At 57.6% G+C, this 14,654-nt stretch carries 12 protein-coding genes; 8 read left to right on the plus strand and 4 right to left on the minus strand.

Annotated features, from left to right (window positions below; translation table 11 throughout):
- Positions 1-33: 33 nt before the first annotated feature.
- The 4 genes from ACFOTD_RS21770 to ACFOTD_RS21785 all read right to left on the minus strand — a co-directional run bounded on the left by ACFOTD_RS21770 (position 34) and on the right by ACFOTD_RS21785 (position 5,790).
- Positions 34-411: a hypothetical protein gene (locus tag ACFOTD_RS21770; RefSeq protein WP_378122088.1), complete on the minus strand. Its 378-nt coding sequence runs from the start codon at positions 409-411 to the stop codon at positions 34-36.
- 91 nt (positions 412-502) lie between these two features.
- The gene (locus ACFOTD_RS21775; RefSeq protein WP_378122037.1) at positions 503-877 is read right to left on the minus strand and encodes a DUF2750 domain-containing protein; all 375 of its coding nucleotides are present in this window, start codon (positions 875-877) and stop codon (positions 503-505) included.
- Positions 878-1,263: 386 nt separating this feature from the next.
- A complete protein-coding gene (locus ACFOTD_RS21780) occupies positions 1,264-1,749 on the minus strand; it encodes a hypothetical protein (RefSeq protein WP_378122038.1) in 486 nt (161 codons plus the stop codon).
- Between the two features lie 678 nt (positions 1,750-2,427).
- A complete protein-coding gene (locus tag ACFOTD_RS21785) occupies positions 2,428-5,790 on the minus strand; it encodes a DEAD/DEAH box helicase (RefSeq protein ID WP_378122039.1) in 3,363 nt (1,120 codons plus the stop codon).
- A 330-nt stretch (positions 5,791-6,120) separates the two neighbouring features.
- Here ACFOTD_RS21785 and ACFOTD_RS21790 point away from each other — a divergent pair, with 330 nt between their 5' ends.
- The 8 genes from ACFOTD_RS21790 (at position 6,121) to ACFOTD_RS21825 (ending at position 14,623) form a co-directional block, all read left to right on the plus strand.
- Positions 6,121-6,792: a YheC/YheD family protein gene (locus tag ACFOTD_RS21790; RefSeq protein WP_378122040.1), complete on the plus strand. Its 672-nt coding sequence runs from the start codon at positions 6,121-6,123 to the stop codon at positions 6,790-6,792.
- A 293-nt stretch (positions 6,793-7,085) separates the two neighbouring features.
- Positions 7,086-7,232: a sporulation histidine kinase inhibitor Sda gene (gene sda / locus ACFOTD_RS21795; protein WP_090110608.1), complete on the plus strand. Its 147-nt coding sequence runs from the start codon at positions 7,086-7,088 to the stop codon at positions 7,230-7,232.
- A gap of 476 nt (positions 7,233-7,708) precedes the next feature.
- Positions 7,709-8,902, plus strand: a complete 1,194-nt coding sequence (locus ACFOTD_RS21800) for an NAD(P)/FAD-dependent oxidoreductase (protein ID WP_282907293.1) — start codon at positions 7,709-7,711, stop codon at positions 8,900-8,902.
- Positions 8,902-9,183: a hypothetical protein gene (locus tag ACFOTD_RS21805; RefSeq protein WP_282907294.1), complete on the plus strand. Its 282-nt coding sequence runs from the start codon at positions 8,902-8,904 to the stop codon at positions 9,181-9,183. The genes ACFOTD_RS21800 and ACFOTD_RS21805 overlap by 1 nt, the downstream gene beginning before the upstream one ends.
- 146 nt (positions 9,184-9,329) lie before the next feature.
- Complete coding sequence (locus tag ACFOTD_RS21810; RefSeq protein WP_378122041.1) at positions 9,330-11,120, plus strand: sensor histidine kinase; 1,791 nt, start codon at positions 9,330-9,332, stop codon at positions 11,118-11,120.
- On the plus strand, positions 11,113-12,525 hold the full coding sequence (locus ACFOTD_RS21815; protein WP_378122042.1) for a response regulator transcription factor: 1,413 nt from the start codon (positions 11,113-11,115) through the stop codon (positions 12,523-12,525). The genes ACFOTD_RS21810 and ACFOTD_RS21815 overlap by 8 nt, the downstream gene beginning before the upstream one ends.
- A gap of 262 nt (positions 12,526-12,787) precedes the next feature.
- Positions 12,788-13,696, plus strand: coding sequence for an ABC transporter permease (locus ACFOTD_RS21820; RefSeq protein WP_378122043.1), 909 nt, complete (start codon positions 12,788-12,790; stop codon positions 13,694-13,696).
- Positions 13,697-14,623, plus strand: a complete 927-nt coding sequence (locus ACFOTD_RS21825) for a carbohydrate ABC transporter permease (protein WP_378122044.1) — start codon at positions 13,697-13,699, stop codon at positions 14,621-14,623. It abuts the gene before it with no gap.
- Positions 14,624-14,654: the final 31 nt, after the last annotated feature.

Consider the following 14,654-nt stretch of genomic DNA (forward strand, 5'->3'; position numbering starts at 1 on the left):
GACCTGCTCAAGGGAGCGTAGTGTCCTGCCGCATCAAAATTCATCGTCTAATTGATTGTTGTTAAGCAAGCGCAACCAAATTTCAATAGCATCTCTAACTTCAAATCTACTTTTTGAACGTAAGGATTTTATTTCATTCCACGACTCATCTTCATGCACTTCTACAAGAACCAGTTTGTACTCGCCTGTGAAGCTGCTGTCTGGGTACCATCCTAAATCAACGATAAATGTGTTGGTTTCCGGGATAACATGCCTTCCATCCACAATATCGAGTTTTTTAATCATCAGTATATCTTCTGTGAAGTAATACCAGTTACTTAAAAAATCATTTTCTCCATCGGCAAGAATAGGATCCACATCATGAAATTTGTTGAAAGCGATCGCGTAACCTGCAGGAATTTTTAACCGCATCAGGCTCAAAAGTTTATCTCTCCATTTCAGTTATTTTCTGAATAAAAAGTTTAAAATTAATCCTGCGATGTCGGGTAATATGGTTGAACACTCAGTACTGTTCGAGTTCCAACTTCAAGTCGTTAAGTAAAACATCCACCTTAAGAACTGCGGAATCTTTTCTGTTCCAGAATATTGAAGGTAGATGTTGATCTTCCTCCATTACAGGTAACCAGTCGTTCATAAACTCATCCAATGGAATCTGGCAAGCTTTGTAGTTTGACCAATCTTCAAAGGCGCAGTGCTCTGCAAACTCTTTTTCTGGCCAGAATGGAATCATGAGCTCTCCTCTATCGTTTGATGTTGTAGCCCATCCCTCATCATACAATCCCCAAACTTCCTCAAAGTCAGCAGCCTTCTTAATAAAGTACTCGTACCTAATGTTTGCAGGTAGTTTAATGACTGCATCGAATTCTTTTTGGTTCATCGCTTTCACCTCTAACCTATATGAACGTTTATGATGGATAATCAAGCAATGGCGCAAACAACAACTAAAATGAAATGAATGGCAGCCCTCTACGTCTCCTATCGTTGTTTGACCAGTTCCCTTCACCGAACAATCGGAAGGCAAGCTCCCGAAATATTTGAGCCATCTCATTTAAACCCTTATAACGATAGGCCCAATATAACTCCCTAAATCTTGTATTGCGGTGTCCAAAGTGAAGAAACAACTTTGTGTTCAGCACTAGTTGATTATCATCGGTGTATTGATTTACTGTGATCAAATAATCTCCATGAAAATATGTAATTCTCAATCGACAGATCTCATGCTCAAAGTTAATTTCCTTGTCGATCAGAGCGGGTAGCAAAGGCTCATCTCCTTGATCTAAATAATTCAAGTTGTGATGTAAAAGCTTGAATGTCGTAGTTAGCTTTCATATCGTTTTTTATTCTTAAGTCATTCACTTCGGATAGTTTGCGGATAAGCTCCTCGGCAACGAAGCGAATGTTTTCACTTGTAAATACATGCTTTTTGTCAGTGGATTGCTCCGTAATCCATGTTACGATGCGTCTCTTATGATGGACATCGATATAAAAACCGCCGCAACCAAAAACGCCGCAGGAGCACGTAAACATAGGGAATTTCCCGTCGGTCGCAAGTGAATTAAAAAATTCCGAGATCACAAACACTTCGTCGGCATCTTCATTGATCTTGACTTCATTGACAAGGAGATAAACGCTTTCGAGTATTTCGGGGGCGAGTATGCGTTTGTGTTTGGAGATGTTTTTGTATCTTTTGCTTACATCCACAATCACTTTGACAGCTAGTTCATCGTAGTGCCGTTTTTTAAATAACATATTGACTACCACCTCAATGAATGGTCGGAACTGAAGTGTGAGAGGGCTAGGGTTTATCGTTCAAAGTCTAGTTTATAACCTGTTACGCTAGATGTTTGATGATCATGCACGTACACTCTCCGACATATCTTACATGACCAAACAGTTCGTTCAGGCAATGGCATCTCTTGGATGTAATTAAGATCAAGGGTATACTTATCGAGCTCTTTATCTGTGTAAACAATGTATTGTTCAATATCCGCGCTTCTGCATTTGCAAGTGCCAACTTGAAGGACCAAATTATATTCCTCCAGGACGTATTCCCTGATATGCTTTATCCCCTTGAAAAGATGGAGTCGCTTGCATCGAGGGCATCTCCACACATCTTCTTCAGGCCAATAAAATACTTGCACATTTTCTTTGAAAGCCTTGTCCCAATCTTCAACTTTAGTCACGTGCATTTGAATGTCGTTGGGAATCAAACTATTCGATAGTATTTTGCCGCAATTGCATCCATACTTAGCCATACCATCCCGCCTTTCTCGTTTATGTCGCTCTCTTCTAAAAAACGTCAATTTTCCTTGTGAATTGCCGAAATCATTGAAAATCGCCGCCCTCGTTTTTTGTTAATTCCTCATAAAACCAGCATGCACCAATCCTCCTTCGTCGACTGCTGCAGAACACCGACGCAACACAAGTCTAATCCATACCGATCGACAACAGCTCCCGTATATCCGCCTCGCTGAGCGTGGACAGCGACTCCGTCCCCGGGCGGATGACCTCGTCGATGAGGTGGCGCTTGCGCTGCTGCAGCTCGGTCATTTTGTCCTCGACGGTGCCCTGGGCCACGAGACGGATGACCTGCACGGCGCGCTGCTGGCCGATCCGGTGCACGCGATCCGCCGCTTGCTGCTCCACCGCGGGATTCCACCAAAGGTCGTACAGGATTACCGTATCTGCTCCGGTCAGGTTAAGCCCGGTGCCGCCCGCCTTTAGCGAAGCAAGGAACAGCTCGCGTTCCCCGGCGTTGAACCTATCGCAGAGCTCCACCCGCTCCGCAGCCGGCGTGTCGCCGTCCAGGTAGAAATGGGTCATGCCGCGCGCGCCGAGCTCTCGCCGGATCATCGCCAGCATGGACGTGAACTGGGAAAAGACGAGCGCGCGCCTGCCCGCGCTGCGGCAATCGTCCAGCAGCTCGAGCAGCTGGTCGAGCTTGGCGGAGCCCCCGGCGTAGTCTTGGACGAACAACGCCGGGTGGCAGCACAGCTGGCGCAGCCGCGTGATGCCCGCCAGGATGCGGATCCGGTTGCGATCCAGCGTATCCTGATCCAGATGCTTCAGCGTCTCGGTCCTGAGCTTGGCCAGGTAGGCCGCGTACAGCTTCTTCTGCGCCGGCAGCAGCTCGGAGGCGATGACCGACTCGATCTTGTCGGGCAGCTCGCGCAGCACGTCCGACTTGAGACGCCGCAGCACGAACGGACGGATGCGGTCCGACACTTCCTCGCGGGACAGCTCGGAGAACGCGCGCCGCCCCGGGAACAAGCCCGGAAATACCGCGCCGGCAATGGAGCGAAGCTCGTCCAGCGCGTTTTCGATAGGCGTGCCTGTCAGCGCGAAGCGCTGTTCCGCAACGATCCGCTTGACGGCTTGGGCCGTCTGGGTAGTCTCGTTTTTCACCGCCTGAGCCTCGTCGAGAATGAGCGTGTGAAACGTCATGTCCGCGTACAGCTGAATATCCTTGCGCAAAAGCGGATAGGAGACGATGATCGCGTCATGACGGGACGGATTCGCCAGCGCTTCCGCGCGCTCGCTTTTCGCGCCGTCGGCGATGCGGCACCTGATATCCGGCGCGAACTTGCGCAGCTCGCTCTGCCAGTTGTACATGAGCGAGGCGGGGCAGACGATAAGCGCCGGCTGGCCGCGCTCGCGCATGACCGGCAGCATCGAGGCGACGAACGCGATGCTCTGCACCGTTTTGCCAAGGCCCATATCGTCCGCCAGAATGCCGCCGAAGCGATAGTGGGCCAGCGTTCGCATCCATTGATAGCCGTACAGTTGGTAATCCCGGAGCGTGCCGACGAGCGCGGCCGGGGCGGCGGCGAACGCGGCTTGATCCGGATGGCGCAGGTCGTCGAGCAGTCCCCGCAACGCGCGCCCGTGCTTCACGACCGCGCCGCCTTCAGGCTCGAGCAAGTGGAGGCCGCGGACCAGGGGCAGGCGCAGCTTGCCGTCCTTGAGCTCCGAAGGCAGCATGCCCGTCGCGTCGAGCAGCCTGTTGACCTCGGCGAAGTCCTGGACGTCCAGCGGCACGAGGGCGCCGCCGGTCATGCGGTAATAAGCGCGTTTCTCCACGAGCGCTTGCAGAAGCGACTTGATCTCGGCTTCCGGAATGCCCGCGATGTCGAATTTGAATTCGAGCCAGTCGGTGCGCTCGTCCGTATCGGCCGATACCTTGACGACGACAGGATCGGGCAGCAGGCGGATGCGGACCGCGGCCGTCGCATAGACGCCGAGCAGCGGTTCGAGCAGCGGGAGCACCCGGTACAGAAATTCGAACTCGCCTTCCTCGTCGCCGCCCATCACGTAACCGGCTTCGGTGCGGACGAATGCGCTGCCGTCCATGAGCTCGAGGATGCGCCGTTCGCGCTCGCCGTCCCGAACGAGGATCGGCCCGTCGTCCGATCGTTTGGGGCCGGCGGCTTCCAGCGGATTGATCGCAACGGAGCCGTAGTGGAACTCCAAGCCGGCCAGCAGCCGGTCGCGCACGCGATCCAGGTACAGCTTGGCTTTGAGCGGCTCCCGGACGATCTTGTCCGACACGGCTTCGGCAATCTTCACGCTGCCGAGTCGCATGAGTCCGGGCACGACGCGTTCCATGAAGCCGTCCGCCTGCTCGCGCGGAATGCGAACCTGTCTCGCGTCGTTCGCGATCGCCGCAACTTCCCGCGCTGTTCCCCACGCTGCCCCCCGCTCGGCAGCCTGTTCAGTCGCGTCCGCTGCCGGGAGCATCCGCTGGAGCTGCGCCAGCTGCGCGCAGGAAGCGCGAGGCAGCTTGACGAGCCCGTCCTCCGTCAGGACGAGCCCGTATGCCTCCAGCACGGCGACTGACTCCAGGCCGCGGACGTGCAACAGGCAGCCGCCGTCCGCGTCGTCCGGATCGTAGTCGATCTCATAGCGAACGGGCAGCGGCCCCTCCGCCGAAGGCAAGCCCGGCAGCAAGCGGTCCCCGGCTTGCAGCGAGACGTCCGGGGCGCGAAGGAGCAGCGCGTACAGCGCGTCCCAGTCCTCCGGCGGAATCCGGAGCGCCCGCTGGCTGCGCGCGCCGCTTAATCCCGAAGGAGACCGGACGAACGCGACGTCGCCGCGGTTGATGCGCACGAGCTCCCGGACGATCTCATCGTCGGTCTCCGAAAAGCAGTGCAGCTCCGGGTCGTAAGCGAATGTCCTGGCGATCGGGTGCGATTCGCCTCGTTCGACGCTGTCGAGCCAGCCGCCGATCTGCTTGACCGCATGGATCCGCCCCGACTCGGCGCCGATGCGCGCCTCGATGCCGAGCGCAAGCTCGCGGCTGTCGTCGAGCGGGAGGCAGACGAAGCCGACCGACAGCTGCTCGCGCGTCTCGAACCGTTTGCGCGCGCCGCTGCGCGAGAGCGGCTTGGACGCGAACAGCCCGATCATTTTGGCGGCCAGTCCCTCATCCGGGCCGGTCCCCTCCGCGTCCCCGCGACCGGCTCTCGCGCCCATAGCGGACTCGGGGACGCTTCCGGCCAGTCGATGCTCGATGATCCGCAGCAGGGCGGCCGCGATATGGTTGCAATATTTATCATAAGAAGCCAGTGACGGACAGGTGCAGGAGGCGGCTACGTCGCCCGCTCGCGAGATCCGGATTTTCGCCTCGTAGACGGATCTTCCGCTCCCCTGGACGATCGCTTCGTAGACGCCGGCTTCGTCGTCGTATGCGGCGAAGGAAACTTTGCCCGCGCGGGCATAGGCCAGACCGCTCTCGTAGGCGATGCGGCCGCAGAGCAAACGGACGGTCTGGCGCGTGAAGGATGCGCTCATTGGTCTAGACTCCTCTTCTCGTCGCTGCCTGACGGCAGGCGACATTTCTCCCTATGATACCAGATGCGAAGCGGTTCGGGCGCGAAGAGGAGACGCCGCTCATGCTGTGAATAAAGTTGTTCAACTTTCCCACAGCGCCATGATTGAGAATTAGACGTTTGTCCACAGCATATAGGTGTTTTATTCACAGTCGAATGTGGGTAAAAGGGCAGGTTGGGCGCCCTCCGCCGCCTGCCGACAAAAGGGCGGGTTGCCATGTCCATTCATCCAAGAGGCTGCGCGGATGTCCGAGTATGCTGGTTATATATCGGATAAAAGGAGGACTGGCGCATGCATCAGCAGAACGGGCGCATGCTGGCGAGCAAATGGCTTAAAACGACGGCGCTTATGACGAACGGCTATGTGGCGCGTCACATCCCGCCTACGAGAAGATACAGCACGGGGAATCTGAGGACGATGCTGAGCCATTACGGCATGGTCGTTCTGAAGCCCGTCCGCGGTGCAGGGGGACACGGTCTCATCAAGGTTACGCGGGTCGGCGCGAGGTACCAGGTTCATGCGAAAAGCAGTGTCCGCTCTTTCGGTACGTTCGCGGGGCTCTGCGCGCATATCGGCCGGCTCAAGGGAAGACGCGCGTACCTGATCCAGCGCGGCATCCGCCTGGCCACGGTCGCCGGAAGGCCGATCGACTACCGGGTCAAGCACGTGAAGACGGAAGCGGGCTGGCAAATCAGGGCGATGGTCGGACGCGTGGCGCGCAGGGGACTTTTCGTCACCAATCTCTGCAGGGGGGGCACGCGGGTCACGGCCGGTCAAGGCATCGCCAGATCGCTGTCGGGACGTCTCGTCGGTCCCAAGAAGAGCCAGATGCGCCACTTGACCCGTACATCCACGGCGCTGCTGGAGAGTCGCTTCCCGGGGATCGGGCAGCTTGGTTACGATTACGGCATCGACCGCGGCGGACGCATCTGGATGCTGGAGGTCAATACGCGCCCGCAATAACGACTTGCGAACTTCGCATTTCAATTATTGGTGGCTATCATCGCAAATTTCGCTATGAATTATTTTTATGGAAAAATCAGTATTTTGCCTGTGGATAAATTCATCCACACTATTCTCTCCGGTTGAACGCGGAAAACGGGTTTTTTCAACAAAATAATCACATCTTGTACACAGCTCGATGTGGATAGCGAGGCGCTTGTCCCTCAGTTGAGGAGCGTGCTATGATGCCATCACGAAGAGCTCGCCGAGCGGGATCCTCGTCAGAATAGCCTGCTTAAGAAAGGGTGTAGGCCATGTTGCCGTTGTTGTCGGATGAGCTGCTATTGGAAGCTTACCAACATGCCGTCCGCTTGAAGCTGGAAAGGGAATTCGTACATCTGCTGCACGCCGAGATCCGGCGCAGACAACTGCCCATTAAGGAAGAGCGGCTTGCGAAATAGTCGCGCGCGTCCCGATCATATGAATGAAGGCATCCTCGCTTTTTTCGGCCGTCCCGGCCGAGGGCAGGGATGCCTTCTTTATTATAAATGCGCAAGCCGATGTATTTAGAACCCCTGAGACGGGCTTTAGTTTGCCCGGATAAGGCCGAATAACGCCAGCCGGCGACGATGGCGGCATCCGCGGGAGAGGCCCGTTCTAGACGCCGTTGCAGCTCCTCCGTTTCTTCATGGACTTACGACAATTCCGGGTCTGTCGCCTTAGCGAATATGCCGCGTCCGCAAGCGGGATGCGTTCAGGATAAAGCCAGGCGGAACAGGGTAAATTTGTGGAGAAGTCCAAACGATTTTGTAACAATGAACCTTGAAATAGAAGGGTAAAGCCGATATGATTCTTTTGAGGCAAAGAGACAAATATGCCTATCTTCATTGTGGATTTTTTCACATGTTGAACACCAAACTGGATTGGATGGGATCCCATGAGCAGTATACCCAAAATCGTCATCCTAGGCGCGGGGTACGGCGGCGTTCTGACGTCGCTGCGTCTCCAAAAAGAGCTTAATTATAATGAAGCTGACGTGACACTCGTCAATAAGCATGATTATCACTATATTACAACGCATCTCCATATGCCTGCAGCGGGTACGGATCACCCGGACAACGCGCGCGTGAGCATCTCCAAGCTCATCGACGAGTTCAAGATCGACTTCGTCAAGTCGACCGTCGTGCAGATTCGTCCGCAGGACCGCAAGGTCATCCTGGAGGACGGTACATTATCCTACGATTATCTGATTATCGCGCTGGGCGGCGAGTCCGAGACGTTCGGCATCCCGGGCATGGCGGAGAATGCCTTCACGATCCGCAGCATCAACTCGGTCCGGCTCATCCGCGAGCATATCGAATATCAGTTCGCCCGCTACAAGCGCGAGCCGCACCGCACGGACTATCTGACGTTCGTCGTAGGCGGCGCGGGCTTCACCGGGATCGAGTTCATCGGCGAGCTGGCCGACCGCGTGCCCGATCTGTGCAAGCAGTTCGACGTGGACCGCTCGCTCGTCAAGATCATCAACGTCGAAGCGGCGCCCACCGCGCTGCCCGGCTTCGATCCCGAGCTGGTCGAGTACGCGATGGAGGTGCTGCGCAAGAAGGGCGTCACCTTCCGCATCGGCACCGCGATCAAGGAATGCACGGCGGACGGCGTCATCGTCGGCGAAGGCGAAGAGATCAAGTCGCAGACCGTCATCTGGTCCGGCGGCGTCCGGGGCAACCGGCTGATCGAGGAAGCCGGCTTCGAGACGATGCGCGGACGCGTCAAGGTCGACGAGTATCTGCGCGCGCCGGGTCACGAGAACATCTACGTGCTCGGCGACAACTCGCTGATGTTCAACCCTGAGGGACGTCCATACCCGCCTACGGCACAGATCGCGATGCAGCAGGGCGTCAACTGCGCCCACAACCTCGTCGCTTCGATCCGCAATCAGTCGCTGCGGCCGTTCGTATTCAGCAACAAAGGCACGGTGGCTTCGCTCGGCAAGGGCGAGGCGATCGGGATGGCGTTCGGCAAAAAATACAAGGGCCGCACGGCAGCCTGGATCAAGAAGCTGATCGACCTCCGCTATCTGTTCATCATCGGCGGCATTCCGCTCGTGCTCCGCAAGGGCAAGTTCCTCTAATGCGGCATTGCAGCGTGCAGGTGCGCGGGCTGCTGACGCGGGACGAGCTCGACCGGTACAACGCGCTGATGGAAGTGGGCGGGTACCTCGAGTCGCAGCAGCGGTACGACCTGTCCGCGGTCGTGCAGGCCGAGGTAGACCTGCTCATCCAGCCGGGCATCGAGCGGCTCAAGGAAAAAGGACGCGAGCGCGACCGCATGTCGCAGGAATACCTGGAGGAACGCCGGCGCGCGGAGTGGGAAGCGCAAATGCGCGCGGCGATGGACGACGAGGACGACTAAGCGCGAGAGGCGCGATGATAGGCAGGCCGGTTCCGATTCGATCGGAGCCGGCCTGCCTTTGCTTTTTCCGCCAGCTTGACGAAGGCGTGCCGCAGGCTGATAATAGGCCGTACTTGCAGTCATTCTAACGGTGAGGATGAGACCGCGTGGCCTTCCTGAGAAGACTGTCGATCCGCTCGCAGCTGTTTATCCTGGCCGGATCGGCCATCCTCGTTATTTTGGTAATCATATTGCATACGTATACGACGATGTCCGGGATGATCACCCGCAATCACGAGGCGTACGTCAAGCAGACGATCGCGGAGATCAAGAAAAACGTCGCCTCCAACCGGGACGTCCTATTTCGGCTGATGCAGACGATCTCGTACAATGCCGACGTCCAGAGCTTCCTTGTGGAGAAAAACGAGCTGCGGCGGTACGAAATGTTCAAAGAAATCAGCCGGCTGCTCACCAGCCAGAGAGAGCTCAAGGACGGCATCCTCGACATCGTCGTGTCCGGCGACAACGGCGCCTCGATCGACATCAACGGCGGCAGCCGTTATGTCGCCGAGATGAACGGGCAACTGCCCGACAAGTCGAACGCTTATTACGTGGATATGCGTCAGTTCGGCACGCTGTACGGCTCGGGACAAGGACTCGTGTTCGCCACGACGATCTATTACGTGCAGCAAGGCGAACTGTTCAATACGCGAGTGGGCACGCTGTATTTTATCGTCGATCCGGCGTCGCTGGCGGGCGAGCAGGATTATACGCTCAAGCAGACCAACACCCAGATCTATCTGCTCGACCGCTCGTACAAGATTATCGCAAGCAATACCGAGCGGGAGACCGGCAGCGGGCTCTCGGAGCTGACCGGCAGCCTGAAGCAGGACGGGATCCAGTCGTTGAAATGGCAGGGCAAGCAATACGTCGTTCAGACCGAGAGCCTGCCGGGCGTCGACGCCGTGATCTTAAGCGCCGCGCCCAAGGATGCGCTGCTGCGGGAGCTGCTCGATATCCGCAAGCAGGAGCTGATTATCCTGTCGATCGGCCTGCTCGTGCTGGCCATTCCGCTCATGTTCATCGTCAACAACATTTTGCGGCCGCTCAAGAAAATGATTTTTTTCATGACGACGGCGGCGAGCGGCGACAGCCTGAAGTTCAGGAAGCGCATCTCGCTCAAGGGCTACATGGAGATCAGCATCATGGCTGCCGCGTTTAACGACATGCTGGACGAGATCGAGCATCTGACGCAGCGTCTGCTGGAGACGAACGCCAGGCTGTACGGGACCGAGCTCGAGCGCAAAAAGTCGGAGCTCGCCTTTCTCCGCAGCCAGATCAATCCCCACTTTTTGTACAATACGCTTGAGGCGATCACCGGCATCGCGGCCGTGAACGGCCAGGGCAGCATCAAGACGATGACCCGCGCGCTGTCCAGCATCTTCCGGTACAGCGTCAAGGGCGCGGACGCCGTTCCGCTGTCCGAGGAGATCCGGATCGTGGAGGCTTACGTACGCATCCAGCAGATCCGGTTCGCGGACCGCTTCACGGTTCGCTATCGTATCGCGGAGGCGGCATCCGAACGCGTCGTGCCCAAGATGATCCTGCAGCCGCTCGTCGAAAACGCGATCTATCACGGCGTCGAGCCGACGCTGCGGCACTGCGTGCTGGAGATCGCGGGGGAGATCGACGAATCGGGCGATCTTGTCGTCGACGTAAGGGACGACGGCGTCGGAATGCCGCCGGAACGGCTCGAGGAGCTGCGGCGGGTGCTACAGGGTCCTGTATCCGGGCCGGAGGAGGCGGACGAGCTTCGCAGCATCGGGCTGGTTAACGTGAACAATCGTCTTGCGCTGACATTCGGGCAGCAGTCGGGCCTGTCGATCGACAGCTCGCCGGAACGGGGAACGCATATCAGGCTGCGGTTCGCACGCGAGAGGAGGGATTCGGATGCATAAGGTGCTGCTCGTCGACGACGAGAGCTGGGTTGTCGAGAGTCTGAAGGATCTGGTCGACTGGGAGCGATACGGCTTCCGCGTGGCCGGACAGGCTGCCAGCGGAGAAGAGGCGCTTGCGGCGATCGGCAGGCTGCGGCCGGACGTCGTGTTCACCGATATCCGTATGCCTGAAATGAACGGTCTGGAGCTCATTCGCAGAGGCAGGGAGCTGCCGGAGCCGATCCAGTTCGTCGTCGTCAGCGGCTACGCGGAGTTCGCTTACGCCCAGAAGGCGCTGGCCTACGGCGCGGCGGCTTATTGCCTCAAGCCGTTCGACGAGATCGAGATCGCGGGCGTGCTCGTCAAGCTGGCGGCCAAGCTCGACGCGCGGGGCGCGGATTCTGCCGAGACGCTGCTGCGTCTCCTCGACGAGCCCGATCCGGCGGTGGCGGACAGGCTGCTCGGCGAGCTGCGGGAGCGCGGGCTCGCGGCGCGCATCGCCGCCGGCGTCGTGCCGGTCGTCGCGATCGGCGGAGGAGAGCCGCCGGGACTCGGGGGCGCCGCCTTCCGGCTGAAGACGGGCGTGTCCAAGACGGCCTATTTAATCGGCGCCCGGGACGTACAGGCTGCCCGCGAGGGCTGGGAGGCCGCGATGCCGGAGGGCGTGACCGGCATCGGCATCGGACGCCCGGTCGCGGACTGGCGGGAGATCCGCGACGCCATCGCGGAGGCGGACATCGCGGCGCATCAGCGTTTCATTGCGGGACGCAACGGCGTGTATGAGCCCAGGCGATGGCAGGAGGATACGCTGAACGCCTATATGCTCGACGTCGGCAAGGCGGTCGAGCACAAAAACGGACAGACGCTGTCGGACGCGTTCGCGCGCATCGGCTCGCTGTTCCGGGAAGGCGAGCTGTCGATTCGGCACGCTTTTCAGGTGTACAACATGACGAACTCCTTCCTGTTCAAGCTGGGCCGGACCGAGACCGCGCTGTACAGCTACGAGCAGCTCGCTCAAGTGTTCGCCGATGTGCATGCGATGCTGGCGGGGCTTGCGGCCGTGTCGTCCCGCTATCTCAAGCAGAGCGACGCGCCGTTGCCGGAGACGCGCAATCAGACGTTTAACGCGATCCTGCAGCACGTGACCCGGCATTATCGGGAGGATCTGTCGCTGCAGGGACTGTCCGAGCAGTTTTTCATGAATCCGAGCTATATCAGCCAGCTGTTCAAAAAAGAAACGGGCGAAACGTTCACCGCCTACGTGGCCAGACTGCGGATCGGCAACGCCTGCGAGCTGCTTCGGGAGGGAGACGATACCGTGCAGGACATCGCGGCCAGGATCGGCTACCAAGACTACTTTTATTTCACCCGGCTGTTCAAGAAGCTTACGGGCAATACGCCTTCGCAATATCGGGAGTCGCGGTAAGTGGCAGTAATTAGCTGTAGATAGCAGTCGGGGGCGCTAAAACGGGCCGCGACAAGCGCTTGCAGACCCGGCCGCATTTGCCTATGTTTTATTTTTAGAGAATCTATGGACGTATTTTAGAAAACCTTCGCCGAAGGTTTTTTCTTTTCCTGCGAACGCTTTCAAATTGCAGGCAAATCCATAAATCCCGTGCATACCCCGCGCGGCCGCCGACAGGGATAATAAGTCCCAGAGCAATGGCAGCGCTTACGGGAGGTACGCAATGGAAAAAAGATTAGGGAAGGAAATCTACAAAAGCCGCTATTTGTACATCCTGCTCCTTCCGACCGTGCTGTTCTACGTGCTGTTTCAATATTTCCCGATGTACGGCGTCCTGCTGGCATTCAAGGAATACCACATCCGGGAAGGTATACTTCGCAGCCCGTGGATCGGCATGAGCAACTTCGAGGAGTTGGTCAAGCAAAGCGAGTTCTGGCGGGCGTTCCGCAATACCATCATCATCAGCGTCGGACGGATCGTGCTGGAGTTTCCGGCGGCCATCGCGCTCGCGCTGCTGATCAACGAGGTCGTCCGGCAGAAGCTGAAAAAGTTTTACCAGACCGTGTACACGTTCCCGCACTTCATTTCGTGGGTTATCGTAAGCGGCATCATGTTCAACTTTCTGAGCAACGACGGGGTACTGAACCAGATTATCGCGGCGCTGGGCTTCGGCAAGCAGACGTTTCTGACCGATCCGGGCTTGTTCCGGCCCATCATCTTCTTGTCGAACATCTGGAAAGAGATCGGCTGGAGCGCGATCATCTACCTGGCGGCCATCGCAGGCATCAATCCCGAGCTGTACGAGGCCGCGCGCGTCGACGGCGCCGGACGCTGGCAGCAGCTGCGGGCCATCACCTGGCCTTCGATCCGCGGCACGGCCGCGATCCTGCTGATCTTGGCCGTAGGCAACGCGATGAACGGCGGATTCGATCAGATCTTTAATCTTTACAACCCCGGCGTATACGCCACGGGAGATATCATCGACACCTACGTGTACCGGGCGGCCTTCTCGGACGGCTCGAGCTTCGGGGTGACGACGGCAGTCGGACTGTTCAAGGCCGTGCTCAACTTCGCCCTGCTGTACGGCGCCAACTACATGGTCAAAAAACTCGGCGGAGAGGGGCTGGTCTAGATGGAGACGACGATCACGAGAAAAACGAACGCCAAGCCGGCGCCGGCCGCTCTTCGCCGCAAGAAGCGAAGCTGGGCCGACATCGCTATCCACGCCGTTTTGATCCTCCTGACGATCGGCACGCTGTTCCCGTTTTACAACGTATTGATCATGTCGTTCAGCGATTCGGCAGCCGTCTCCAAGCAGGTCGTCTATCTGATTCCCACGACGTTCAAGACGACGGCGTACAGCTACATTTTCCAGGAGCCGCGCTTCCTGAAGGCCTTTCTCGTCACGCTGTTCGTGACGGTCGTCGGCACGTCGGTCAACCTGATCGTCACGCTGACGGGCGCCTACGTGCTGTCGAAGAAAGGGTACCCCGGTCGGGGGATCGTCATGTCGGGCATCATCTTCACGATGTTTTTCAATGGCGGCCTCATTCCGTTCTACCTGACGATGAAAAACCTGCATCTCATCAACAACCTGTTCGTCATGGTGCTGCCGGTCGCGGTCAATACGTTCTACCTGATGATCTGCATCGCTTTTTTCCGCACGCTGCCGGCCGGTCTCGAGGAGTCCGCGAAGATCGACGGCGCGAACGATATCCAGGTGTTCTACAAAATCGCGCTGCCCGTCTCCAAGCCGATGATCGCGACGATCGCGCTCTTCTACGCGGTCGACCGCTGGAACGAGTGGTGGTACGGCGTCCTGTTCATGACCGACGTGAACCTGCTGCCGCTGCAGGCGCTCCTGCGGGAGCTGCTCACGAACTATGCGCAGGTATTGTCCGGCATTACGACCAGCGTCCGCTTCCAGGACTCCGGCCTGTACCCGGAGATGCTCAAGATGGCGGTGCTCGTCGTCAGCGCGCTTCCGATCGTCTGCCTGTACCCGTTCATGCAGCGGTACTTCGCCAAAGGCGTGCTGATCGGCTCGATCAAGGGATAGTAAGAGCGACAAGCTTTTATTATAAAAATAT

This window comes from Cohnella sp. GCM10012308, assembly GCF_042649185.1.
Lineage (GTDB): Bacteria > Bacillota > Bacilli > Paenibacillales > Paenibacillaceae > Cohnella.